The sequence below is a fragment of the Bdellovibrio bacteriovorus genome, from assembly GCF_025558485.1.
In the GTDB taxonomy this organism is placed as follows: Bacteria; Bdellovibrionota; Bdellovibrionia; order Bdellovibrionales; family Bdellovibrionaceae; genus Bdellovibrio; species Bdellovibrio bacteriovorus_G.
Window position 1 is genome coordinate 1,884,484 of sequence record NZ_CP102930.1, and the last position, 23,422, is coordinate 1,907,905.

Genomic DNA, 23,422 nt, shown 5'->3' on the forward strand with positions numbered 1-23,422 from the left:
AGCTATGAAAAATCTAATTTTTGCAGTTATCTTTGTGTTTCTTGGAATGTCTTCTCATGCTGAAACCACACCTCCGTTAGAGCTCAATCAGGGAAAAATGGTATATTCCGTAGGGGATAAGCTCGTTTTGATTGCCTCTCTGCGTATGAAGCCGACTCAGGCAAATACTGAGGTCTTTATGGAGGCTGAGCTCAATGATCAGCCTATTAAGATCACCAGAATCTCTGAAACAGAAGCGGGGACGGTGTCGCCTGAAATGACCGCATCAGGCAATAATGTATGGAAGGTACGCGCCTTTTTGCAGGACCGTGATTTTGCAAAGAATATTGCTTTAAGCATTATCAAGTCTGAAAACAAGATCGCCGAGCTGGAGGATCTGCTGGCGATCGAGACTGATCTTGCGAAGAAGGCTCTTTTGCAGGACGCGATTGATGCAGAAAGTGTGACCAACTTAAGTCTTGAGAATACGCTCGCTAGTCATCGTGTTTTATTGGCTGAGGAAGCTTTGTCGGTGGATGTCTATGAGGTTCGCGCCGCTGCCAGCGACGCACCTCCCAGTCTTCGTATTTATACCAATCGGGAAGACAACACATTTGTATTCGGGGAACCGATTCGCGTCTTTTTTGAGTTCTCAGAGGGGTTGGGCGGACCGACGAAGAACGAACTATTCCCAAGTGTAAATTATTATACCCGCACCGCGGAAAAAGTTTCCAACGATCTTTATACGCTGGATTTGGAGGAACGAGATTTTTTCATGAGTGAGATTTCGGTTTCGGCGTACAGTTATTATCGAAATAAGTTCTATTCCGATTCTTATCAGGATGCTTACGCAAAAGCCTCGACGATGTCCACCCACTTTTATTTGTTGGCAGAGACAACGGTCGATCCTTATTTGAAGCAGTACTATCAGAGGGAAAGTGACCACCTAACACGGATACAGGTGGCTTTGTGGGATCTGAATGACAGAATCCGTTACTATGGAACGAGTGAAGCGATCTCCATAACTATAACCCCGGCCCCACCGCAGTTTAGGAAGGTATCCGCAGGAGGTGATTTCGCCTGTGGAATTTTCGGAGAAGACCTTTATTGCTGGGGCATGAATGGCTATGGTCAGTTAGCCACAGAAAACTACGTTTCAACGACGATGCCGATATATCCGGTAAGTTTGTCCGGAGGTGTTGGGTCTGTGGATGCCGGAGATCAGCATGTTTGTGCGACACGATATGGACGGCTCTATTGCTGGGGCAACGCTTTATACGGTCGTATTGGAAACGGAGAAACCACAGGTTCTTTCGTCGTTCCAATCGCAATTTATCCCTTTGAAAACCTAAGGCAAGTCAGTGCGGGTGCAAGGCATACCTGTGCTATCGAGGATAAGAGTCTTTATTGCTGGGGCTACAACGGCTATGGTGAGGTGGGTGACGGTACTATCACTAATGCCGCGCACCCTGTAAATATCATGAATGATGTTATAAAAGTTTCTGCGGGAACGAACATCACTTGTGCAATCACGACGGCCAAAGAACTTTATTGCTGGGGTAAGAACGACAAAGGTCAATTAGGTCAAGGTTCGACTTCGACGGCGTCTCTGGTGCCTATAAAAGTACCTTCTATTAATGATGCCTCCGAGGTTTCTGTGGGAGATGACAACGTCTGTGTCATTGATGGCGGTAAAGGAAAATGCTGGGGTTCTAATCTGGCGGGCTTGTTAGGAACTGGGTGGTCAGGGGACTATTCATACTATCCTATTGTTGTTGCCGGCTTAGAGTCTGGTGTTTCTCATCTCTCGGTCTCGACTCAGGCGATGTGCATGATCTTGAACGGATCGGGTCGGTGTATGGGCTCACCTCAAGATGGGGCTTTGGGTAATGGGTTCTTCGGGGGCGCATCCCCATTTCCCTCTCAAGTGATAGGTATTTACTCCAATGCTATCGATATTTCAGAGGGCAAGCGTTTTGGCTGCGCAGTCCATGGTGCGGAGCTAAAGTGTTGGGGCAAAAATTATGGTGGCAATTTGGGTGATGGCTCCGCCACTGGCAATGTGGCAATTCCGGTTGTGGTTATAGATCCGGGAACAAAAGGCAAGTAAAATGGCAAAAATCTTTATATTTATAACGACATTGTTTTTGGTTTCTCAAGGCCTTGCTCAGAGCGTGCTTACTATGCGCTCGGATAAGCCATCCTATACACAAGGCGAAAAAGCCGTGCTATTGCTTTCCGCCAAACCATTGGTAAATCCTGATACGGAAGAGTATGTAGCCGTCAGTGAGTTCGAAGCCTTGGCTCTTCGTACCATCGCCTTGGCAGAAAATGAATTTGCGGCAATTTCTCCTGCTTTGAATTCAGGAACTGTGACTTGGGCTGTGTCAGTCTATAAGCAGAACAAGATCGCGGCTCGAGAAATTTCTGGAGCTCTACAATTAGAAAAGAAAACAATTCGTGACTTGCAAAAGTTACTTCGCGGTCAAACGGACCCGGATAATATTGCTGACCTTCAGGCGGCCATTCAAAACAGTCAGGATCAAATTGTGGTTTTGCAAGGGCAGCTCGCGGCTCTTAGAACTCTTGTTGAAAGCAAGAATCTGAGTTTTTCTGTCACCTCTACAAAGTTACGAAGTCGGGCCATCATGGATTCCTTGGAGCTGGCGACAGATCGTTTGAATAATAGCGCCGTTCTTGGTGAGTCTGTGCGCGTGACAATGACTGTCCGGCCTGAGCATTTTGGAGTTTCGGAACCTATGTTGAGCGATCTGACGGCTAAGTTCATGGGACAAAGTGTTTTAGCTTCAAGATTAGATCTCAGTACCTATTATTTTGATGTCGATACCACGATCGCGGGATTGGGAACTCACACTTTTGAATCCAGTCTTTTTATCAAAGATAAGGCAGCCTTTAATTCCATTGATAATGCGGTAAGAAAGGCGGGGATACGAAAGTTGAATCTAGGTTTGCTGAAAGACTCGACTCTGAATGAAGCTCTTTCAGTATTCTATCTGGCGGAGATCAATGATCTGGACGGAATTATGGACGCTCTGGTGGGGGTTCAATTTACTATGCGTAATTTGATCGCCACCAAAAGTCTGAATTTGATTGTTACAGAGCCTAATCCAGTGGTGATTTCTCATAATGCTCTAGAAACAATGGAGGGGCATCAAAATGCCTCCTATACAGTGATAATCAATCGTGAGCCTACCAGCGATGTTACCTTGAGCATTTCTTCGACGTATTCCGGTCTGGTTTTCTCAGATGATGGTGTAAATTGGAGCTCTACGCTGAATCTGATTTACACGTTGGCGAATTGGACGACTCCGAAAGAGATCTTTATATCTGTTCCTGATAATTCAATTGCAGATGGCGACAGGCAGGAATACATCTCTAATGCATTTAGCGGTGGCGGTTATGATAATATCACAGTTCAAGATATTGAGGTGACGATCAAAGATCCAACGACTGAATTGGTGTGCTCTCCAAGCAGTGGTTATATCTACAGTTATTGGGGATCAGATTACTACGACATTTCATTGCCTTACCCGCCATCGGAGCCGACCACTGTGACGGTGTCACAAACATCTGGGTTTATGTTAAATGGAAATATGGCAGGAATGAGCGAGGTTCTTTCTTTTGATTCCACTAATTGGGACATTCCGCAGACAATTGGTATTACCGTGGATTCCTCTTGGTGGATTAGCAGCGGCTTTTACCCCTTTGATCATTCATTTATGGGAGACACGTCTTACACTCCGTGTGGCTACGGAGTCGAGTTCTCTGAATATTAAAGGCGAGGTAAAGCGACCGGGAGCAAATCTGAATTTTCGCTCTCGCGTCGTGAATTTAAAAACCCGCTTCCCATATTTTCAAAAATAGCTAGACTTACGTGTTGAATATTTATCATTCCACGAAGGGAATAGTTAACAATGGGCAGCGTAGTTTCGTTCATCAATCAAAAAGGTGGGGTTGCAAAAACCACCACCGCTATCAACGTGGCATCTCAATGGTCTAAGGAAGGCAAAAAAGTTCTGCTGATCGACTTGGACCCGCAGTCGTCAGCCACCCGCGCGATCTTCGGTGACGAGGATTTTGAAGACACTATCTACGATGTTATCACCGGCGAAGTTGAAGCGCAAAGTGCCGTTGTTCATTCTCCGTCCTTTGGCTTTGACGTGATCCCGTCAGAAATTATGCTTAGCGGTATCGAAATCATTCTATCCTCTAAGTTTGGCCGCGAAAGCATCCTGAAAAGAGCCCTTAGTGAAATCAAAGAAGAATACGACATCATCGTGATCGACTGTTCCCCGTCGCTGGGACTGTTGACTGTCAATGCATTGATTGCTTCCAAGGATATCGTGATTCCGATCTGTCCAGAGTATTTCTCTTTAAAAGGGATCGACCTGATTCTGGAAACTTTGAAAAATATCAAGATGGGCCTGGGCCATCAGATCAATGTGCGCGGGATCATCATTTCCAAATACCGCAACCGCCGTATCGTGGAAAAGGTCATCAGTGATCTTCGCACCAACTACACGATTCCAGTGTTTAATAACTACATCCCGGAATCCATCGCAGTTGAAGAAGCCCATCACAAGCATTTGCCAGTAAATGAATTTGCACCGAAAAATCCAGCAGGCCTGGCTTTGGCCAATCTTGCGCAGGAAATGTGGGCTTGAAAAAGAACAATCCCTTGTTTTTAGACTCCACCCGGCCCGTTGGTGACAAACTAATCACCAACGTGGAACTATTGGAAGCCCGTCTTGAACAGGGGCAGGCCTTTTACATCGAAGTGACCGACAGTTTCGGAGTTTTGCAAAAACATGCTCTGAAACTCGTCGTCACCAAAAAGTCCACGCGCTACTGTGCAGAACTGTGGCTGAATCAGAGCGAAGAAATTCAGTATCGTTTTATTTTAATTGCAGCCGGAGCCGAGTTGAAGTCCTCTGAACTTAAGCAAGCCGTCGCCGGGAATTCCATCTCTGAAAAATGGATTCCAACGGCGGTTCCACAGGTGGCCGCAGCGAAGGGCAAAGGCCCTAAAAAATCAAAATCCACTGAAATCAAAAAGGTCGGAAGTGGCAAGGGACAAAGTCCTTTGGTGGCCGCGCAGGACTATCAACAGATGAAGTTCCTTTTGGGCGAGCTGGAATAAATCACTTAAAACGCATTAACTGACAACCTGCCTGACGAACTTTCAGACACAGAACAATAAACGTCACCTTGTATATTTTTTCCCAATTCCCTCTGAAATTTTGGTAAAACTATGTCTCTAAAACCACGAGGTAGTTCATGTTCAAAAAGTTCTCTCTGACGTTAGCGGCAGTGGCCCTGCTGGCGGCATGTGCTCAGCAAAACACAGCGGAAATTCTGGATAGTGAGTCTTCCACGGGCGTGATTGGTGGAGACAAGGTTCAACTTGGCAGTGCCGTGATGACTTCAACAGTGGGACTTTATGATGAAATGACGGGGTCTCTTTGCACGGGCACGTTGATTTCCAAGGAACTGGTTTTGACGGCTGCGCATTGTGTGACACCGGGCTCGACGGGGCTGATGGTTTTCTTTACCAATAATCTGGAAAATATGAATGCCTACAATTCTCAATACGCCATCAAAGCTTTGCAGCATGAAGACTATGATCGCAATCGTAAAACGGATACAGCAGATATTGCCTTGGTGCGAATCCGCGGGAATTACCTGCCAGCAGGCTATCAGCCGGCCAAAATCCATGAAAACACCGCCAGCATGCAAAGTGGTAACGAGGTGGTCGTCGCAGGGTATGGCTTAAGCTGGGCTTTGGGGGTCAAAAAAGGTGCGGGCATCCTGCGCACGACAAAACTAAAAATCGACCAGGCCCAGTATGGGAAAACAGAATTTATGCTAAAGCAGTCCTTGAAAAAGGGCGTATGCAGCGGGGATTCTGGCGGCCCGGCTTATGTGGAAAAAGACGGTCAGTTGTATCTGGCCGGTGTTGCCAGCCGCGGGGATGCCGCAGTGATGTTGATCAGCCCAAAGTGTGACAAGTTCTCGATCTATTCACGAGCGGACGCTTATATGCCGTGGATTAAAAAGACATCTGAAACGCTGATGTCTCTTCGATAATTACTTCGGCGCTCCGGCTTCAATCCAGCGTTTCATATAATCAAGTTCTTCCGCGGTCAGTGGTGGAAGAATTGTTTTTCCTCTTTGTGGGGGCATAAAGCGTTTATTCATTCCTGGGACGGTGACTTGATAAAGGATGCTGTCCTCTGCAGTGTCGGCCAGAAGATCTCGGTCATGCAGGTTTTCCACTTCATCCAAAACGGTGCGTTTGGCTCTTTCAGCAGTGTGGCAGACCATGCACTTGGGTTGCAGAATTTCTTTTTTCAGATTGGCGTAGCTAAGTTCCAGCTTCTTAAGGTCCGTTTTAACTTTTTCTTTCGGGGCGCTGGCACCCGCACAAGCTGTCAGGTCGCCAACTTTTTGTGTGGAAACACGGCTGTGCAATTGATCTTCAAGCCAGGTTTCCAGAATCTGTTTTTCGCAGGAATTTAAAGGACTGTAGCCGCCAGAGCGGGGCGGCATGGCGCCCGAATGAATAACATCTAAAATTTCAGTTTTTTGCGCCAACACCTGAGCCGCAGTTCCCATGGCGCGCGCGCCAGAGGCGTGACACTCCAGACAGGTTCTTAAAGAGGTTTGCTTTACAACTTCAAAAGAGAGTTCTTTATTCTGGAAGGCCTTGGCGAAGTTTAACTCCACACCGCTGTTTTTGAACAGACCCAGCTCTTCCATAGGATAGCTACAGCCTGCCAACGAAAATCCCACAACCAAAAATGACAAAAGGTATTTTTGCATAATGGGCGTTGTTTTATCAAAAAACCAAGGGCAGGGGGAAGCGATTTAGTGGCGAAGTATAAAATACAGGAATGTCCAAAGGGTAAGCAGCGCCGAGCGGAATAAAGAGCTATTTGCCCTTTATTTTCAGAGGCTGAAAGCCAGCCGCATTGTCAGCTGAAGCGGGTGCGCGGCCTTGTTTGGAAGAATCCAGACAGGTCTGTCTTTGAGAATCTGTCATATCCTGAGCTTCCCCGCATTTTTGCAGGGCCTGTGGCCTGAAGCTTTGCCCCTGAATACTGTCCCAGCAGGCCCAGAAGGCTTTGTCGTCCTGTTGCAGGTTGCACACTGTGGTGGCGTACCAGTCGGCATTTTCTTTTTCGGTTTTCTTCTGGCATTCGGTGATATCTTTTTCACCGGTAAAGCGATCACAAAGGCCTGAAGGATTTGTGGGTTCCAGGGCAAGGGCAATCAATGGGATACCAGCGATCAAAAACAGGGAATTCACAAGAAGCTTCATCTAGGCGACCTTTATTTTGAAAAGTACGGAATACATGGCTTTGAGCATGTCGGGATCATAACGACCCGCCAGCTTTTCTTTCATCATGGTGACCGCATCCACCGGAGTCATCGGGACGTTGTAGGATCTTTGCGTGGTCATCGCATCATAGGTGTCGGTGATAGCAACGATGCGCGCGAATGGATGAATTTCTTCAGCCACCAACTGTTGAGGATAACCATTCCCAGCCCAGGATTCGTGGTGTTCAAAGCAGGCGGCTTTGATGGCATCGCTGATGTTTGGATGGTTGTTCAAAATAACCAGTCCGTATTGCGGGTGCATTTTCATCTGCTCCCACTCGGCATCCGTCAGTCCACCTTTTTTGCACAGAATATCCAAGCTGACATTGCGTTTTCCGATATCATGGAAAAGGGCACCCACGCCAAGTTCTTCCAAGGTTTTAGCGTCGTATCCCAAAGCCTTTCCCAGGCCCAGGGAATAAATGCTGACATCCAGAGAGTGATTGTAAGTGTAGAAGTCATGCCCGGATAACGAGATCATAAAGCCCATGGCTTCCGGTGCATTTTCCATCAGCTCAATAAAGTCCGTGATGATCGGGCGGGATTCATCCAGCGCACGATTGACATCGGGATTTTCAAAAAGATCCTCCATCAGGGCCACAGAGGATTCGCGCAGAATTTTGGCTTTATCAAAAGGATTTAGAAGATCTGAATTCATTTCCTCTTTGACCCAGTCGCGATAGATCTGTTTGTCCTCCATGCGCACAAAGAAGGAATCACCGGTGTCGCGGTTGTGCAGGGTTTTGATTTTGCCGGAACCCAGCTTGTCTCCAGCCCGGAGGTACAGGATATGCTTGCCATCCACATAGATGAAAATATCAAAAGACGTGACTTTATCAGGGCGTATCGTGCTTAGGCGGATGCGAAAGTAAGTCGTTGAATCCATAGAAAAATTTTGCCACGGAACCCCGGGTGATGGAACTAATTCTGCAATAAACAGGAGCCTCGGTCTTTAGTCCAGAATGGGCGGGCTTGAGACTCTCTCACAACGTGCCAATCCGAGACTGAAAATATCAATGTTTCAGAAGAATTTGCACGGGAACCTGTCCTGTGGAAATGGCCGGGACGGTTAAAGGATTTAGGCTGCCGTCGGTGTTCACCTGGAATTGCAGCACTTTGTCCTCGACGTAATCAAGCATGTAAGCTGTCTTGGTGGCGGCATCAATGCTAAGAGTTTCTGGCGACGTGCCCGCAGTGATTTTTGTCTGGGCTCCCAGACGACCATCGGCCTGAATTGAAAAATGTGACAGGCTGGGACCATAGGCATTGGCGATGTAAAGCTGATTTCCGCTGATTGTCAGGCCTTGAGGGCTTGCCCCAGTGGCAACGGTTTGCAGGGACTGTAGAGGACCTGATTTCGTAACAGCAAAGACCTCCAGCTCGTCTGTGCTGCAACTAAGGACATAGATAAATTCTCCGCTGGCATTTTTATAAGAACCCACTGGCCCGGAAGGGCAGCCGGAGGAGGGGACTTGAGCAGGTGTTAAAGGGACCAGGTTGCCATCGGCTGCGACTGTGAACTGAGAAATGCTTCCCCCCATGTTCATGGAATAAAGAAAGCGCCCGTCGGGAGAGGTCTGCAAGGACACTGGATAATTTTCCGCAGCCACTGTTGTTAGGGCTGTCAGACTTCCGTCAGAGGAAATCTTAAATGACGAAATCGTGTCGTCAGGGCTGTTGGTCACATAGATGAAATTTTCGTCAGGCGCCATGGCCATTCCTCTGGGGGAAATTCCGGTTGCTGTGCTGGCAAGGAAGGTCAAAGTTTGATCCGCTTCAATGCGATAAGAATAAATGCTGCCATCCCCGGAATTTAAGATATATGAAAAGCGTGCAGGTGTGGGATTGGGAGAGGGGGAACCGCCCGTGCCGGAGCCAGCACAGGCAGCCAAGGTGAGACTTAAGATAAGAGTTAAAGAAGTGCGAATCATGGGAAGCTCCTTGAAAAGCTGTACACCAGTTGAAGAAAGCACAGCTGATGCCAAGTTTTTGCGGGGCTCAGCAGGGCCTAAAACTGTTTTGAAAAGAAGATCGCCGGAATCCCGGCAGACTGCGTTGTCGGAAGCTCGGCAGGTGTCGGGTTTTCGACAAAAGAGTGCCATGTCATAGCGGCGGCATTCATTGACTTGTTGCAGAAATCAGAAATAATCGAAAGACGATGGCAATGCGTTTAACCACAGAGATACAATACTTAAAAGGAGTCGGCCCCAAGTTGGGAGACCTGTTTTCGCGCAAAGGTTTAAAAACTTTAGCGGATCTTTTTGAGTTTTATCCCCGTGCTTATGAAGATCAACGGGCGGCTCGCAATATCGCAAGCCTTCGTCCTGATGACATTGTCAGTATCAAGGCCACCGTAGTGGCTGTTCATAGCATCAATATGGGCCGCTCGGCGCGTAAAATGTATGATGTGGTTTTACGGGATGCTTCGGGACAGATTCACTGCAAATATTTCCGGGTGCCTTACAAAGGATACTTTGAACGTTTCAAGCCCTTCACTGAAGTGCGTGTTGTTGGCAAGGTCACCGAATACCGCGGTCGTATCGAATTCCATCACCCTGACATCAAAGATGTAGAGCCTGATGAGGAAACTCAGGACGCATTGATTCCGCTTTATACAGAAATCGAAGGGCTGGCGACCGCAAAAATCATGAAGCTTGTGCGCTCAGCTTTTGCGCAAATCGAAGAATGGCCGGAAGAGGCTTTGCCAAAATGGATGCGCGAAAAGTACAAACTGATTCCGCGCCAGGATGCCTTAAAGGACATTCATTTCCCTGATCCGAATAAAGCCAAAGAATATGCGGAGTTTAAAACAGCCGCTCAAAAAAGAATCATCTTTGATGAATTCTTCTGGTTGGAATTGTATTTGGCTTCCAAAAAAGCAGGCTTCCAGAAAGAGGGGGCCCCACAAATCAGAAATAACGGCTACGGTACAAACAGACGGGGGAGGCAATACGGAGCTGAAGCTGGAAACCAGTACCCGTTACGGCGGTATGGCCCGTTACTTCAGCACTACTCCGGGAACGGGCTATACGATGAAGGTAAAGATCAAGAACACGCACCAGGTAAATGTATCGGTACGTCGCCGGGATCCGAATAACTGGGCCAACTTTCAGCAGGTAAGTGGTCAGTTAAAGAGTGCGAGTTCTGGTTATGTAGAGCTTACGTTTACGTTTACGGCGGAAGCAGGCTGGGAGTATTTTCTGCATGTGCAGAATAATATAAATACCGGCACCGCGGTAACGTATTATGCAGATGATATCCGGGTATACTACACGGGTACGGTAACCGAAACCCTAATTTATTGTTTCGCGATCTAAAACAGGCACCCAGAAACACCGATAAATCTATATGGGAAATTTCTGGACGTTTCGGCTTTTACTTTCTATTGGTACGGTGTTTTGTCTTGGATGCTCTTTGGACGCATCCCTCGTGAGGGAAGCCACCTCCCGGTTTATTGAGGACATTCCTCCGGCTCAGAGTGAGCCTGTTTCCGATGTCCCTGTGGTGACCTTTACCTCTCCATCACAACTTAGTCTGAACTATAACGGTTACCTCTGGTTTGAGTTGCAGTTTGAAAATGCAGATGTCATTGAAATTGATGAGTCTGATATCGTCGTGCTGGGGAGTTCCGCCACGTGTGACGTCTATTTTGATGATTCTGATGGCTATTATGTCGAGCTTTATAATTGCGCTGGTGATGGGGCCGTGAGTGTCAGTGTTGTTCCTGGTGTTGCCCGAAGTGGCGATGGCAAAGCAAGTGTTCAAGCCACGTCACCTTTTTTGATTACTGTAGATAATTTGGTTCCTTCTCTTGAAATAATGGCTCCGATTGCTGGAAGCACTGTTGCGAACAGTGGCAGTTTTGTTGTGAGCGGTGTCTGTGATGGCACTGGGACTGATATCTACGTAAATTATCCTGCGAATAACACCGTTCTTTGCAGTGGCGGCGTCTGGACTGCAGATCTTGATGTGTCAGGTATTGGTTCTGGCAGCTTCGACGTGGACGTAACCTATGAGGATGCTGCCGGAAATAGCATCACGGACTCGCGTTCGTTTGCGATTCCCTCGAAGATCTATAGGGTTGCGGATATTTTCAATACCAGACGAAATTCAGGGGTTTTACTTGGAGATGGATCTTTTGTTCCATGGGGATGGAACTCTGCTGTAACGGTCATGACCTCGACAACACAGAATGCCATCAAGTCTGGAATTCAAACAGTTATCAGTGCTAACTATGAAGATGCATTTACTGTTTTGAAAACAAATGGTTCGCTGGTCAATTGGGGAAGTTCGCGAGCGGTATCGGATGTCTCTTCTGCTCAGCATATTGTCTCAATGGTTTCTAACGAAGAAGCATTCTCCGGTCTTAAAAGTGATGGAACGGTTTTTGGCTGGGGATATACTTGGTCGGGAGGAAGTCCCCCAGCCTCCACAACCGCAGCCAACAGTGGGGTTTATAAACTTATCGCGGCAAGGGACAGTATTCTGGCTTTGAAAGCCAATGGAACCGCTGTGGTCTGGGGAGGATATTCTAGTGAGTCCTCGGCTCCGGGGGCTGTTACAACGCCTGGTTCCGGAGTTATTGCGGCTGCGGGAATGAGAAGTTCCTGGTCGGCTATGCGCGTAGATGGCTCTATTTATCACTGGGGTTCGACTGGCTATGGTGGAAATGCCGTCGCTCCGGCAGGGGTCATTGACCTCGTGTGTGCTAATAATGAAGGGGCATTTGCCGGACGTAAGGCAGATGGTTCTGTTATTTCGTGGGGCCGCACCGAAGCTGGAGGCGATCCCTCTGCGCACCTTGCTCAGCTTCAAAAGAATCGCAAAATTATTTGTACAAGCAGTGTTTTTGTAACCTTGAACTCCAGTGGCGCTGTGTTTATTTGGGGAGGATACACCCCGTTCTCAGCGTCACCCCCAGAGCTTTCTTCGGGGGTCTCAGATATTGAGGTGGTGCGTGGTCGCATTTTTGCTTATAAAAGCAACGGGGCGATATACACTGTAAATAGTGGCTCTGGAGTTGCCACAGAGCTGGTTGCTGCCGATGGTGTTGCTGCTGACACTACAACAGCTGGCGGTTATGCGGTTCTTAGGTCAGATGGTTCGGTTGTGGTGTCAGGATCTGCCAGTTATGGAGGAGATGCGGGTGCTGCGGCATCTTCTATTACCTCCGGGATTGTTAAGCTGACCTCTAATTATGGCACCTTTACAGCTTTGAAGGAAGATGGAAGGATTGTGTCTTGGGGATTGGACAGTGACACCAGTGCTGTCACTGCTTCTCTTAACGGTTCTTATAAATCGACGAAAAAAGTTATCGCCTCTAAGAAAGCCTTTGCGGCCTTAAGAACGGATGGCTCTGTGGTGAGCTGGGGAGGCGATATCGCCAACTTCTCAAGTGCGGCGGTCGCCACAGGGGTGAAGGATCTTTTTTCGACAGAACGAGCTTTTGCGGCTCTTAAGTCCAATGGTTCTGTTGTTTCATGGGGTGCCAGTGATTATGGCGGAGATGTTGGGGCGGCAAGTATATTGCTCGCTTCCGGAGTTAAGACCATCTATTCGAATAGTCGAAGTTTTGCGGCACTTAAAACGGATGGGACTGTGGTGACCTGGGGGCATTCGTCATTTGGTGGGGATAGCTCGGTCGTCTCAGGTCAGTTGACAGGTATTATTCGGATTTATTCCACTGATACGGCTTTTGCGGCATTAAAAGACAACGGAAGTGTTGTCACATGGGGGGAGTCCGGTGCTGGTGGGGATGGCGCCTCAGTGCTTGGAGCTTTGACCTCAAAAACAGTCCGGATCTATTCCAACAAAAGAGCCTTCGCGGCCTTGCAGGATGATGGCAGCCTTGTGACCTGGGGCGACGCCTTGGCGGGTGGAAACTCTTCGTCCGTCTCAGCATCGCTGTCAAACGGTATCGTCAGCGTAACCTCGTCGGAAAGAGCTTTTGCAGTTGTGAAGTCTTTGGGGGCCGTTGTTTCATGGGGTGATTCTCTTTTTGGTGGCGATGGTTCTTCGGTGAGTGCGTCTTTAACGTCGAATGTTTTAAGAGTGACCTCAACTGGGAAAGGCTTTTTCGCCAATAAGGCCGATGGTAGCGTAGTGAGTTGGGGAGATATTGCTACCGGCGCCGGAAACACGACTCTGAATACGAATTTTTCACATCGCTTTATTCGTGTCTTTACAAATTTGGCGGCCACAACCTTCTTGTTGGATAGTGGCTCGATACAGACGGCTGGTGAGGCTGCTGCCGGGGCTGACTTGTCATCCGTCAGTTCCTCATTGAGCTATGTTAAAGAGGTTGCCTCTTCGGCGCGGGCCTTTGCGGCGCTGAAATCCAATGGCGCCGTGGTGGTATGGGGTGATAGTGCTTACGGAGGTAATGCCGGCTCTAACGCCGCAAAATTGGCTTCGGGAGTGAAGGCTGTCTTTGCCACCGACAGTGCCTTTGCCGCGCTTAAGGATAACGGCAGTGTCGTTACATGGGGAGACACGAGCTTAGGAGGCGATTCAAGCGGAGTGGTATTCTCGGATTAGGGTTGATTTTCCTTCTGTGGAGATGTGTGACCACTGGCCGTCTCAGTCTGAGGCACGATTACGAGTATTTATTGTTTCGGCCTCTAAAACAGGCACCCAGAAACACCGATAAGTATATATATGCTTCAATATTTCTGTACGTCTCGGATTCTGTTTTATGTCGCTGTTCTGTTTTGTGTGGGATGCTCCCTTGATGCCTCCCTGATCAAAGATCAAATTTCCTCCACAATAGATGGCGAGGACGGGCGTATTGCTCTTTCTCTGACTATGGACGTGGGGTCAGCCAAAGCCATCGAGCCTGTGGGGGGAACTCCGCCTTACACATATGGCGCATCCTCTTCGGGGTATCTTGATACGACAACGGGCCTTTATACAATACCTCCGAATGCGCAAGTGACGGAAGAGACCCTTGAGGTCACCGATAGTGTCGGTAAAAAGTTCGCGGTAACGGTTCATCGCAAAGGCTTCCGGGAATTCCGACGAATAGACATGCCTCAGTCCGTGCAGGATCAAAACTACCTATCTGATGCGGTTTGGTTGACGTCAGGTGCTGTTCTTGTGACGGCTGTTGCCAGTGATAACTCGGGTGAACGCTGGGCTACATTCCGCAGCACTGATGACGGCGCCAACTGGAGTCGTGTCGATCACTTTATGGGGGTTGATTACTACGGGGAATCACATGCTTTATCTATTGCCGCCAAGGGCAACACCGTCTTTACCTGCGGTTATGGGTACTCTTACGACGGCACAGCTCAGGACCCGAATTCGGTTTGGTTTGTAAGAAAATCCACAAATGGTGGAACCACTTGGGCTACCGTGGATTCGTGGTGGGAAAATGCCGGAGATGATACTGTTTGTTACGATGTCGCAGTGTCACCGCTGACCGGTTATATCTATACGGTCGGTTATTCCGGGGCGTGGGCAGATTGGAAATGGGTCGTTCGGGAAAGTAAAGATGACGGTGCCACTTGGCAGACCATCTATCAGAATAACCCCGCAGCTGGTGGAGGTGCGGAGGTTTCAGCGTATCAGGTGGATATTTCTCCTTCAGGACATCTGTTTATCATGGGGCGCACGGGGGCAGCCGATACAATGTATTTCCTGAAAGGAACCTTTGCGGCGGGAACTTGGACGTGGACTCCGGCAAGTTCTGTACCTGCGGTTACAAATTACGGTGATTATGAGTTGCGTGGAAATTTGCAGGTTGTTGATGACAATACAGCCTACTATTCCTGTCGGGATAGCGGTAGTGGTGGGAAAATTTATAAAACTACCGACGCAGGGGTGACTTGGGTTCAGGCCTACGCCGGGCAGGATATGTTGCAGGGTATGACCGTCACTTCCGCCGGAACCTTGATTGCCACGGGTGGAAGTCGAAGCACAGATCCAAACGATTGGAAGGTTGTCTCTTCAGCGGATGGTGTGACTTGGACGCCAACAGATCTGGATGCGATGCTTGCTGCGGTGAAAGATCCCTATGGCCTGAGTGTGGTGGCACATCCGTCAAATAACAAAGTGCTGGCGTTTTCCTATAACGATAAGGGCTGGCAGTCGTCAGTGGCCTTTTCCGCTGATGGCGGCGGAACCTGGGCTCTTGTGGGTGAAGTTCGTTTTCAGTGGGCGTTTTGGAGTCAGGCGGACAAAATCATCCGGACTTCTGCGACAGAGCTGTATGCCCACTTCGACACGGGTGATATGGACGGTGAATGGCCTTGGGTGATTGCAAAGAGTTCTGACAATGGAGCCACTTGGCAGGATTCGGATCGGTTTTTAGATCCGGGCAATCAGTGGGTTGAGGATCTTCTTCAGGGGCACGATGGAGCTGTCTATGTCGTCGGAGTGCGTGACGCAAATAGAATTATCAGACGTTCTGTGGATGGCAGCTCTTGGGCTGATGTTTACTCGATTCCAGCAGTGGGCTATGCGGCCTTGTTGGCGACCAATAAAACTTCTGCGACGTATTTGGTCGATAACGATGGCTTCAATGTGTTTGTTAGAAAAAGCACGAACGGGACGGCTTGGAACTTAGTCAGCAGTTTGGCGCCCTCTGGTGGAGCCAGTGCGCTGGAGGCAATGAACTTGTCTGCTGACAGTGAGGGGAATCTCTACCTTGTTATTCTGGAAAAGGCGGGAGCTCTGGGGACGATTGTGGTGCACAGATCCAGCGATGGGGGTGCAAATTGGTCCGAGGTTCTGCGTGGCCCGAATGATCAGAATTATTGGTCTTTAAAGTTCACATTGCGGCATGCTCCCTCAGGGGACATCTGGGTTTATCAGGGTGACAGCTTCCTGAGTTCCGCAGATCACGGTCTGACTTGGAATCCCGTGGTTTCTGCGCCGGCAGAGGCGTTGGATGTGAGTTGGTCTGGTGGGCAGATATATTATTTAGTCTCTGACCCGAGTCATGACTATGCGGTGGTGACGGTGGGGGCCACTTTGGGAAGCTGGGTGGTGCTGGAAAGTCTTCGCCAGCGGCAGGAGGACGGCGATGCGGGCGGTGAATTTGAAATGGATCTGGTGGACAGAAAGTTTGTTGTTCTGGGGGATTCGGAAGTCGTGCTGAACTACACCTACAATGATGCTTATCTGGGCGCGAGAAACATTCTTAGGGTGATCGATACGAAGTGATCACTGGTTTTCTAAGAAAAAATTACGGAACATTTTGCTGTTGCATCCGCGATTTTTGTTTGTCATGCTTTTTGTAGAGCACAAGGATGTGATCTTATGAAGATTTTCAGCGTAGTTACGGCAACAATTCTTTTTTCATTGAACTCTTGGGCGGCAGCGCCGGCGTATAAGGTGAATATGCGCGTGGGCTTAAAGGGTTCAGCTCCTATTTCTGTTAATACCGTGGCAAAATCCGGCAAGAAAAGTTTTGTCAGTGAAATTTCTGAAGACGGACAAAACGAAACTTTGGTGGAAGTCTTTGCTCGTAAATCCCAAGTGAATAATAAAGACGGTTTGTATCTGGATGTGACTGTGACCAAGCGTGTGCGTGGTCAGCAGAAACTGTCGGAACGCGCTCAGGTGTTTGCTCCTGAAAATCAAGAGATGGAATTTGGCATGAATTCCAAGGGGCGCACTGCTGGAAATCTGTCTTTGGCAGTGATGGCTCATCAACTTTAATTCGCCCGCCGCATCAATATACTAAGTACCCCTTGCGACTGGACTTCTGTCGTGATCTGATTTTGAGTTCAGAGGGGGTATTATGAAACATCTTGTGAAGGGTCTCGCAGTTTCCGCTGTGGTTCTTTCTGTCAGCGCAGCGCAAGCGGGCACGGTTTTGAAACTCAATTCCGGTGCTGTTGATACAAATAAACTTTCCAGCAGTTATGCAGCAACATGGGCGATGGATGTCCGTGCAACTGAATACATCGTGCAGTTCAAAAAGGCTGTCACTGAAAAAGACAAAGCAGCCCTGAAAACTCAGTTCGAGATCTTCGGTTATCTTCCGGATGACGCTTTGGTGGTTCGTGGTACTTATTCCGATTTGATGAAATTCAAAAACTCTCACTCCGGCGTTCAGGCAGTGGTGAAGTATGCCAATACCTACAAAGTCAGCAACGACTTTGCTCCGGCCAGCGTCTTTAATAAAGACTCCATGGTGGCCGTGTTGGTGAACACGTTCAAACCCAATGAAGTTGAAGTTATCGCATCCAGAATGGAAAAAATGGATGTTAAAGTATCTGTTCAGGTTGTTGATGGAAAGCATATCACTGCTTTGATTCCTCGCGGACTTGTTCCTGCGGTGGCAGCACTGACAGGTGTTGAACATATTCAACCAGCTCCTGTAATTGAATCCTTCCATTTTGCGATGGATCAGGATCTGGCAGACGACGTTTCTGCGGCGGCGGCAGGTGATTACACAGACCTTAAAGGTGATGAGTCCGGCACGCGTTTGATGAACTTCGATGCGGCATGGGCAATGGGTTACACGGGCCGTGGTCAGACTGTTTCCATGGCGGATACAGGTTTGGATTCCGGTAACGCAGGCGCGATTCATCAGGATTTCGCGGGTGGCGTGGTCTCTGGTTACCCATTTGGTTTGTGGTCTAAATCCTGGTCTGATCCTATGGGTCACGGAACTCACGTTGCCGGATCTGTGATGGGCCGTGGAACAGCTTCCAAGGGCTTGCTAAAAGGCGGCGCTTATGAGGCAAACATGGTGGCTGAAGGCATGTGGTCCCCGATGATGAAGAACTTGAGTGTTCCGTCCAAACTAGGGGATTTATTTACAAAAGCCTATGCTGATGGCGCTCGTATCCACACGAACTCTTGGGGTGGTGCGCGTACTTTCGGTGCTTATGATAACTTCGCGATTCAGGTCGATGAATGGTCTTACGCAAATCCAGACATGTTGATTTTGTTCGCTGCTGGTAACAGTGGTGCGGATAAAAACAAAGACGGTCGTATTGATGCGAACTCCATGGCTTCTCCGGGTACAGCGAAAAACGTCCTGACAGTGGGCGCTTCTGAAAACGTGACCTCTTCCGGGGGTATTCAGGTTCCTATTAAACAACTTCGTGCAGCCAAAGACGAATGGCCGGCAGAGCCAATCTACAGCTCCTATATCTCTGATAAAGGTGATGGGATTGCGATGTTCTCTTCCCGTGGCCCAACTCAAGATGGCCGTACGAAGCCGGATATCGTGGCTCCGGGCACAAACATCCTAAGCGTGTTCTCTCAGGAAAAGGACGCTTCTCCATTGTGGGGTGCTTACAATAAGGACTATGTTTGGTCCGGTGGTACTTCCATGGCGACTCCGTTGACAGCGGGGGCGGCGGCGGTGGCTCGTCAGGTTCTGGTTGAAAAAATCGGTATCGCGACTCCGTCTGCGGCATTGATGAAAGCAACTATGCTTCACACGGCAGTGGATATGTTCCCAGGCCAATACGGTGAAGTGGGTGCATCTCGTGGTCAGGAAATTCTGACTCGTCGTCCAAACTCTGATGAAGGTTATGGCCGTGTGGACGTTGCCAATATCGCAAATCTGGGTGCGGGCACCAAGTTTATCGACAACCGTGAAGGTGTTGCGCAAGGTGCTGAGGTGACTTACGAGTTCACATTGGCAAATGCGGGCAGCATCTATGCGAACCTTGTTTGGACGGATGCTCCGGGTTCTGCGAATGCGGCTCAAGCGTTGGTGAACGACCTGGATCTGGTTCTGACTTTGCCAAATGGTCAAACTTTGAGCATGAACGATCACATCAACAATCTTGAGATGATCGAAAAGTCCGGCTTGCCGGCGGGTACTTACAAGCTGACTGTCCAGGAGCCAGCGCATGAATTCCTGATCAAACTGGATGATATGTTGCTAAAGAAAATGAACCTGGAAAGATCCGCTGTTGATAAGCTTGTGGCTGAACGCGGGGAAGCTCGCGCGGCTAAAGACTTCGCGAAGTCCGATGAGCTTCGAGCGAAGATCACAGCTTTGGGGATTTCTGTCAGCGACACTCCGGAAGGAAGCTTCTGGGAAGTGACGAAGTAGTGGGCTTCAGACCTACTTGAAGCTCGTCTGACGCTCGACCTTCGTTGGGTTTATAGGTCATTTGTTCGAGTTTTAACCGGGGGTGGACGATAAGGACTATGAAAAGGAGCCCATATGTCTCAATTAACGTCCAAACTGAAGAACGATCATAAGACCCTTGCAGCGGCGCTTGAAGAAATCAAAGCTCTAGGTATTTCCCACCCGGACGCTGCGAAGAAACTTATCTCTGCCAAGGCGACATTGCTTGCCCATTTAAAACACGAAGATGTGGAGCTGTATCCTGTGCTGAAAAAAGCCGGAGCCAGTGATTCCTCCATTCAGAGCACTTTGAATGTTCTGGCGAAAGATATGGAAACTCTCGCGCCTGCGGCTTTGGCTTTCTTTGCAAAGTATGAAAAAGGCGGCGATCCTCTGGAGTTCGCACGCGATTTCGCTAAATTGCATTCGGCGTTGGCAAGTCGTATCCGCCGTGAAGAGGAAAGTTTGTATCTGATGTACGACAAAGTCACTGCCTCTAAAGCTGCGTAGTTATAGTCCCGCGATGATGGAATCCAAGTCCGGTTTGGCGACGGGGATTTTGCCGCTGTCGCGGGTGCTTTTACTGACAACGCCAAAGGGGATGTCGCCCCACCACCGTTCAATCAAAGTTCCATCAGTCAGTGTTGTGCTCATTTTGCAGGTGTTATAAGTGCCCGCCGGAGCCTTCAGTTTTTCCAGCTTGCCCCCTTTTCTTACACAATCTGCGATAATGCTTTTAAACTTTTCAGGCGTGTACATGTCCGGGGTTTCAACAATATGACTGTTGTTTTCGTCGCCGATAGAGGCGTCGATACGGATTTTCCAAAGATGGTTTTCTTTATCGTGGGAAAGGATTTCTTTGGTGATCTTCACACCCAGTGTTTCGCCGTTGCGATTGATTTCTCCTGTCCAGGAAACTTTGTCACCTATGGATGGATAGGCAACGACGGTCAGGGGTATAAGTGAAATGATGGCGGCAAGAAGAGTCTTTGCCAGAAACATAAGAGCCTCCTTTGACCCATTCATGATGCACGGGAGGACGGGAAGCTCGAAGAAAAACGAAGTCCGGGTGCTATTTTACAGGCTTCACTTTGCCGCAATCGGCAGAGACGAACTTACCCTCGTAGCGAATGACAGTGTCCTTGCCTTTGCTGTCTTTGCCAGTCATCACGCCTTCATACTGGGTGTCGGATTTGGCTGTCCAATCGAAAGTTCCCTTGGCATCTTCTTTCGGGCAGTCGAATGTGCCAGAAATTTTCTTCGCCGTTTGGGTTGTAACTTTGGTTTTGCAGGACTTCGTCGCCTCCATCACAGAGCTGGGATTTTTAAGCATGTCGGCCGTATAGCAAATACGATAACCATCTTTGGTGATCGGCATTTGGCTGCCAGACTTCGCCAGCATTTCTTCCATTTGTTTACGCTGCTCTGGTGGAACCTGAGCCAGGGCCTTATTCATCTCGGCCATGGGATCGAAAGTCTTTCCGTCCAGAGTCAATGTCATCTTGGCTTCCCACAGGCCCGGTTTGATGTCGAAGGCCTGGGCAGAGGAAGCCGCAGTCAGAAGAGCTGTCGTCAAAATTAGGTGGCGCATGAAATCTCCAGGGCGAATTTGTTTACCCTATTCTACGCGATGACAAGGCGCCAGAGTCAAGGCACCAGTGTCATTTCGTAGCGGGTATTCTTTTGAATGCCTTCATCGCTCATGTGTTGAGGGCGATATTTCCCCTGTAGGAACATCTGCACCTGATCGTCGTAAAATGGGGACAAAATATGACCCGAGATACCGATCGGATTGATGCCCCAGCTTTCCTGTGGCTGAGCAAAATCAATCACACGGCGAGTGGACGGGCCTGCGACAACCTTGAAATCGCCACCAAGTCCGCGCATTTTGTTGTTGTTAATTTCATTGTAGGCACCCGGCATCGGATAAGGGCCGATATTAAAGATTTTGTTCAACGGAAAACCACGACCCAGTGGGTGTGTGTATTCCACGGTGTGGATTTCGCCCCATTTTGTTCCGCGCACTTTTTCGAGGGCGTTGAGGAAAGCTTCAGAAATTATTTTCGTCTTGTCCTGATCTTTCCACCAAGGGGAGGCATCGTCCAACAAGGTTCGCTCGTAAAATGCCCAGGCGTAGGGAGTGGTCAAATACGTCGCACGTTGTTCGGCGGGCAGCTTTTCAATCAGCTTCACCGCAAGTTCGTTGTTCCACTGGTGATAAAGACTGGCTTCCGTGGAATCAACTTCTGAGTGCAGATTCCAGCCTTTTAAGGCTTTAAGTTCCTTATCAAAGCGCTGTCTGTCTGAATCGTTTAAGGTCAGATTTTCCAGAAGCTTATCCAGCAACTGTCGGGTTTGATAGTTGTAGTTTTCTGTTTGCAGGGCTTTGACATCATCAACGCTCCACAGGTCTTTTTCGTTCAACGCGCGTATCAGGGTTTGATAGCGATCATCGGACTGCCAGTCGCCACGAATCATCGGGTCCAGACCCTGTGGGCGGGAATTGGCAGTGACGATGATGCCGGATTCTGGATTTACCTGATGTGGTTTTTCCTGCCATGCAAGAACACGAGTGTATTCATCCTTGCCAGAGGCTCCGTCCAAGATCATATCCGAATTGGGGTTTTGTTTGACCGCGATATCACCGAAGATCCACCACGCTATATTGCCAGCGTCGGCATACATCACATTCAGTCCCGGAGCTGTTCCATATTGCAGAGCTTTTTCAAAGGCTGCGATGTCATGGGATTCAGCCATTTCACGCAGGGCCTTCATGGGGTTGTTGTCAGGGCGGTGGTAAGCCCATTTCAGTGCCAGATCTTTGCGATCCAGAACCTCGTCCATGATCGGCCCATGCAGGGTCTCGATCATATTCAGAACCAGATCCGGTTCGTTTTTGATTTTGATTGTTTCTGTCCATTCCTGATAAGGCACTTCCTTGCCGGCAAAGATGGCGGTTTTTTTGTCTTTGTTTAAGGTTTCGGCGTAAAGATCCATATCATCGGCCAAAGACATCGTGAAGCCCCAGGCATGGTGGCGGTTGTGACCTAAAATCGCAAATGGAACCAGAGGCAGATAGTGGCCATAAAGTTCAAAGTTCGGTGTCTGGATATGAGCTTCCACCCAGGTCGCCGGATGAGAAAAACCAATATGGGGATCGTTGGCAAAAATACTTTTTCCGGACTGAGATCGTTCGGGGGAAATCAACCAGGCATTGCTGCCTTCAAAAGTTCCTGCAAAAAGATCCTCGGTAGGAAGCACGAACGGCGCCAATGTGTCCTTCCATGCGGAAACTTTCAACGGCGCTTTCAGTGGATCATTGCGCAGGGCTTGAAAAGCCTCTTCAGGAAGCTGTCTGGCAAATTCGGTCATCAGTGGGTCGGCTTTTAAAGCAATACCAAAACTATAGGCCATGTGGCCCGTCATGATATAGGCGTCCCAAGGGGTGAAGGGTTCAGGCTTGATACCGACAATTTGCAGATCATAAGGCAATGGCTGGGTTTTGATGTATTCGTTCACGCCATCAAAATAGGCCTGCATCTCGTCCCACATATGCTGGTCAAAACGGCCTTCGACTTTTTCTTTGGCAATCATCCGCTCTACAGAACGGCGTAACATCAGACTGCGGTAAAGCTTATCGCTTTTCAAAGCCAGCTCGCCAAAAATCTCGCTGAGCGTTCCGTGAGTCATGCGGCGGGAAAGCTCCATTTGAAACAGTCTTTCGCTGGCCATAACAAAACCCAGAGCGCGCAGGGCGTCCATTTTAGTCGTGGCTTTAATATGAGGAATTCCGTATTGGTCGCGGATCACCGACACAGGGGACGCCAGGCCCGGCAGAGCAAGTTTGCCGTCCATCGGCGGCAGGGATTTTTTCAGAAAGAAGAAGCTGCCCACGATCAGGGCAGAAACCAGTACAGTAAATACGAGAAGGCTTCGCTTGAATATTTTCATTCTAAAACTCTCGACTGACCGAAGCACTCAGGCAAGGACCTTTATTGC

Annotated in this window: 17 protein-coding genes and 2 pseudogenes; 12 read left to right on the plus strand and 7 right to left on the minus strand. The window is 48.8% G+C overall.

The genetic code is table 11. The annotated features are described in order from the left end of the window. Window positions 1-4 precede the first annotated feature (4 nt). From EZJ49_RS09240 to EZJ49_RS09260, 5 genes are all read left to right on the plus strand, one after another. Entirely contained in the window at window positions 5-2,089 is a 2,085-nt protein-coding gene (locus tag EZJ49_RS09240; protein ID WP_262551774.1) for an RCC1 domain-containing protein, read from the plus strand. Between the two features lies 1 nt (window position 2,090). Then, on the plus strand, window positions 2,091-3,776 hold the full coding sequence (locus tag EZJ49_RS09245) for a type IV secretion system protein (RefSeq protein ID WP_262551775.1): 1,686 nt from the start codon (window positions 2,091-2,093) through the stop codon (window positions 3,774-3,776). A 138-nt stretch (window positions 3,777-3,914) separates the two neighbouring features. After that, complete coding sequence (locus tag EZJ49_RS09250) at window positions 3,915-4,664, plus strand: ParA family protein (protein WP_262551776.1); 750 nt, start codon at window positions 3,915-3,917, stop codon at window positions 4,662-4,664. Next, entirely contained in the window at window positions 4,655-5,140 is a 486-nt protein-coding gene (locus tag EZJ49_RS09255) for a hypothetical protein (protein WP_262551777.1), read from the plus strand. The genes EZJ49_RS09250 and EZJ49_RS09255 overlap by 10 nt, the downstream gene beginning before the upstream one ends. 137 nt (window positions 5,141-5,277) lie before the next feature. Next, window positions 5,278-6,087, plus strand: a complete 810-nt coding sequence (locus tag EZJ49_RS09260; protein ID WP_262551779.1) for a S1 family peptidase — start codon at window positions 5,278-5,280, stop codon at window positions 6,085-6,087. Here EZJ49_RS09260 and EZJ49_RS09265 read toward each other — a convergent pair whose 3' ends face one another. The 4 genes from EZJ49_RS09265 to EZJ49_RS09280 all read right to left on the minus strand — a co-directional run bounded on the left by EZJ49_RS09265 (window position 6,088) and on the right by EZJ49_RS09280 (window position 9,311). Beyond that, the gene (locus EZJ49_RS09265) at window positions 6,088-6,807 is read right to left on the minus strand and encodes a hypothetical protein (protein WP_262551780.1); all 720 of its coding nucleotides are present in this window, start codon (window positions 6,805-6,807) and stop codon (window positions 6,088-6,090) included. Window positions 6,808-6,931: 124 nt separating this feature from the next. Further along, window positions 6,932-7,321, minus strand: coding sequence for a hypothetical protein (locus EZJ49_RS09270; protein WP_262551781.1), 390 nt, complete (start codon window positions 7,319-7,321; stop codon window positions 6,932-6,934). Then, window positions 7,322-8,266, minus strand: coding sequence for an HD-GYP domain-containing protein (locus tag EZJ49_RS09275; protein WP_262551782.1), 945 nt, complete (start codon window positions 8,264-8,266; stop codon window positions 7,322-7,324). Between the two features lie 127 nt (window positions 8,267-8,393). Further along, a complete protein-coding gene (locus EZJ49_RS09280) occupies window positions 8,394-9,311 on the minus strand; it encodes a lactonase family protein (RefSeq protein WP_262551783.1) in 918 nt (305 codons plus the stop codon). A gap of 227 nt (window positions 9,312-9,538) precedes the next feature. Between EZJ49_RS09280 and EZJ49_RS09285 the strand changes: the two genes are divergently transcribed. The 7 genes and pseudogenes from EZJ49_RS09285 (at window position 9,539) to EZJ49_RS09315 (ending at window position 19,933) form a co-directional block, all read left to right on the plus strand. Further along, on the plus strand, window positions 9,539-10,477 hold the full coding sequence (locus EZJ49_RS09285; protein ID WP_262551784.1) for an OB-fold nucleic acid binding domain-containing protein: 939 nt from the start codon (window positions 9,539-9,541) through the stop codon (window positions 10,475-10,477). Window positions 10,478-10,794: 317 nt separating this feature from the next. Beyond that, the gene (locus EZJ49_RS09290) at window positions 10,795-13,917 is read left to right on the plus strand and encodes a hypothetical protein (protein ID WP_262551786.1); all 3,123 of its coding nucleotides are present in this window, start codon (window positions 10,795-10,797) and stop codon (window positions 13,915-13,917) included. Window positions 13,918-14,037: 120 nt separating this feature from the next. Next, window positions 14,038-16,545, plus strand: coding sequence for a sialidase family protein (locus EZJ49_RS09295; RefSeq protein ID WP_262551787.1), 2,508 nt, complete (start codon window positions 14,038-14,040; stop codon window positions 16,543-16,545). Window positions 16,546-16,641: 96 nt separating this feature from the next. Then, complete coding sequence (locus tag EZJ49_RS09300; RefSeq protein ID WP_262551788.1) at window positions 16,642-17,043, plus strand: hypothetical protein; 402 nt, start codon at window positions 16,642-16,644, stop codon at window positions 17,041-17,043. Window positions 17,044-17,842: 799 nt separating this feature from the next. Beyond that, window positions 17,843-18,796 (plus strand): annotated as a pseudogene (locus EZJ49_RS09305) (S8 family serine peptidase); the annotation flags it as partial. 387 nt (window positions 18,797-19,183) lie between these two features. Further along, window positions 19,184-19,405 (plus strand): annotated as a pseudogene (locus tag EZJ49_RS09310) (cysteine--tRNA ligase); the annotation flags it as partial. Window positions 19,406-19,519: 114 nt separating this feature from the next. Continuing rightward, window positions 19,520-19,933 (plus strand): hemerythrin domain-containing protein, encoded by a 414-nt coding sequence (locus EZJ49_RS09315; RefSeq protein ID WP_262551789.1) that lies wholly within the window; start codon window positions 19,520-19,522, stop codon window positions 19,931-19,933. On the opposite strand, the gene EZJ49_RS09320 is transcribed toward EZJ49_RS09315, so the two are convergent. The 3 genes from EZJ49_RS09320 to EZJ49_RS09330 form a co-directional block, all read right to left on the minus strand. Next, the gene (locus EZJ49_RS09320) at window positions 19,934-20,425 is read right to left on the minus strand and encodes a hypothetical protein (protein ID WP_262551790.1); all 492 of its coding nucleotides are present in this window, start codon (window positions 20,423-20,425) and stop codon (window positions 19,934-19,936) included. It lies immediately after the preceding gene. A 70-nt stretch (window positions 20,426-20,495) separates the two neighbouring features. Further along, complete coding sequence (locus EZJ49_RS09325; RefSeq protein WP_262551791.1) at window positions 20,496-21,014, minus strand: DUF3617 domain-containing protein; 519 nt, start codon at window positions 21,012-21,014, stop codon at window positions 20,496-20,498. A 56-nt stretch (window positions 21,015-21,070) separates the two neighbouring features. Next, entirely contained in the window at window positions 21,071-23,374 is a 2,304-nt protein-coding gene (locus EZJ49_RS09330) for a penicillin acylase family protein (RefSeq protein ID WP_262551793.1), read from the minus strand. Between the last annotated feature and the right edge of the window lie 48 nt (window positions 23,375-23,422).

Excerpts from the sequence above, each read along its gene's own strand:
- EZJ49_RS09260 (WP_262551779.1), top strand. The coding sequence starts at position 5,278 with ATGTTCAAAAAGTTCTCTCTGACGTTAGCGGCAGTGGCCCTGCTGGCG.
- EZJ49_RS09285 (WP_262551784.1), top strand. The coding sequence starts at position 9,539 with ATGGCAATGCGTTTAACCACAGAGATACAATACTTAAAAGGAGTCGGC.
- EZJ49_RS09330 (WP_262551793.1), bottom strand. The coding sequence starts at position 23,374 with ATGAAAATATTCAAGCGAAGCCTTCTCGTATTTACTGTACTGGTTTCT.
- EZJ49_RS09245 (WP_262551775.1), top strand. The coding sequence starts at position 2,091 with ATGGCAAAAATCTTTATATTTATAACGACATTGTTTTTGGTTTCTCAA.
- EZJ49_RS09300 (WP_262551788.1), top strand. The coding sequence starts at position 16,642 with ATGAAGATTTTCAGCGTAGTTACGGCAACAATTCTTTTTTCATTGAAC.
- EZJ49_RS09270 (WP_262551781.1), bottom strand. The coding sequence starts at position 7,321 with ATGAAGCTTCTTGTGAATTCCCTGTTTTTGATCGCTGGTATCCCATTG.
- EZJ49_RS09250 (WP_262551776.1), top strand. The coding sequence starts at position 3,915 with ATGGGCAGCGTAGTTTCGTTCATCAATCAAAAAGGTGGGGTTGCAAAA.
- EZJ49_RS09280 (WP_262551783.1), bottom strand. The coding sequence starts at position 9,311 with ATGATTCGCACTTCTTTAACTCTTATCTTAAGTCTCACCTTGGCTGCC.
- EZJ49_RS09275 (WP_262551782.1), bottom strand. The coding sequence starts at position 8,266 with ATGGATTCAACGACTTACTTTCGCATCCGCCTAAGCACGATACGCCCT.
- EZJ49_RS09315 (WP_262551789.1), top strand. The coding sequence starts at position 19,520 with ATGTCTCAATTAACGTCCAAACTGAAGAACGATCATAAGACCCTTGCA.
- EZJ49_RS09320 (WP_262551790.1), bottom strand. The coding sequence starts at position 20,425 with ATGTTTCTGGCAAAGACTCTTCTTGCCGCCATCATTTCACTTATACCC.
- EZJ49_RS09295 (WP_262551787.1), top strand. The coding sequence starts at position 14,038 with ATGCTTCAATATTTCTGTACGTCTCGGATTCTGTTTTATGTCGCTGTT.
- EZJ49_RS09240 (WP_262551774.1), top strand. The coding sequence starts at position 5 with ATGAAAAATCTAATTTTTGCAGTTATCTTTGTGTTTCTTGGAATGTCT.
- EZJ49_RS09325 (WP_262551791.1), bottom strand. The coding sequence starts at position 21,014 with ATGCGCCACCTAATTTTGACGACAGCTCTTCTGACTGCGGCTTCCTCT.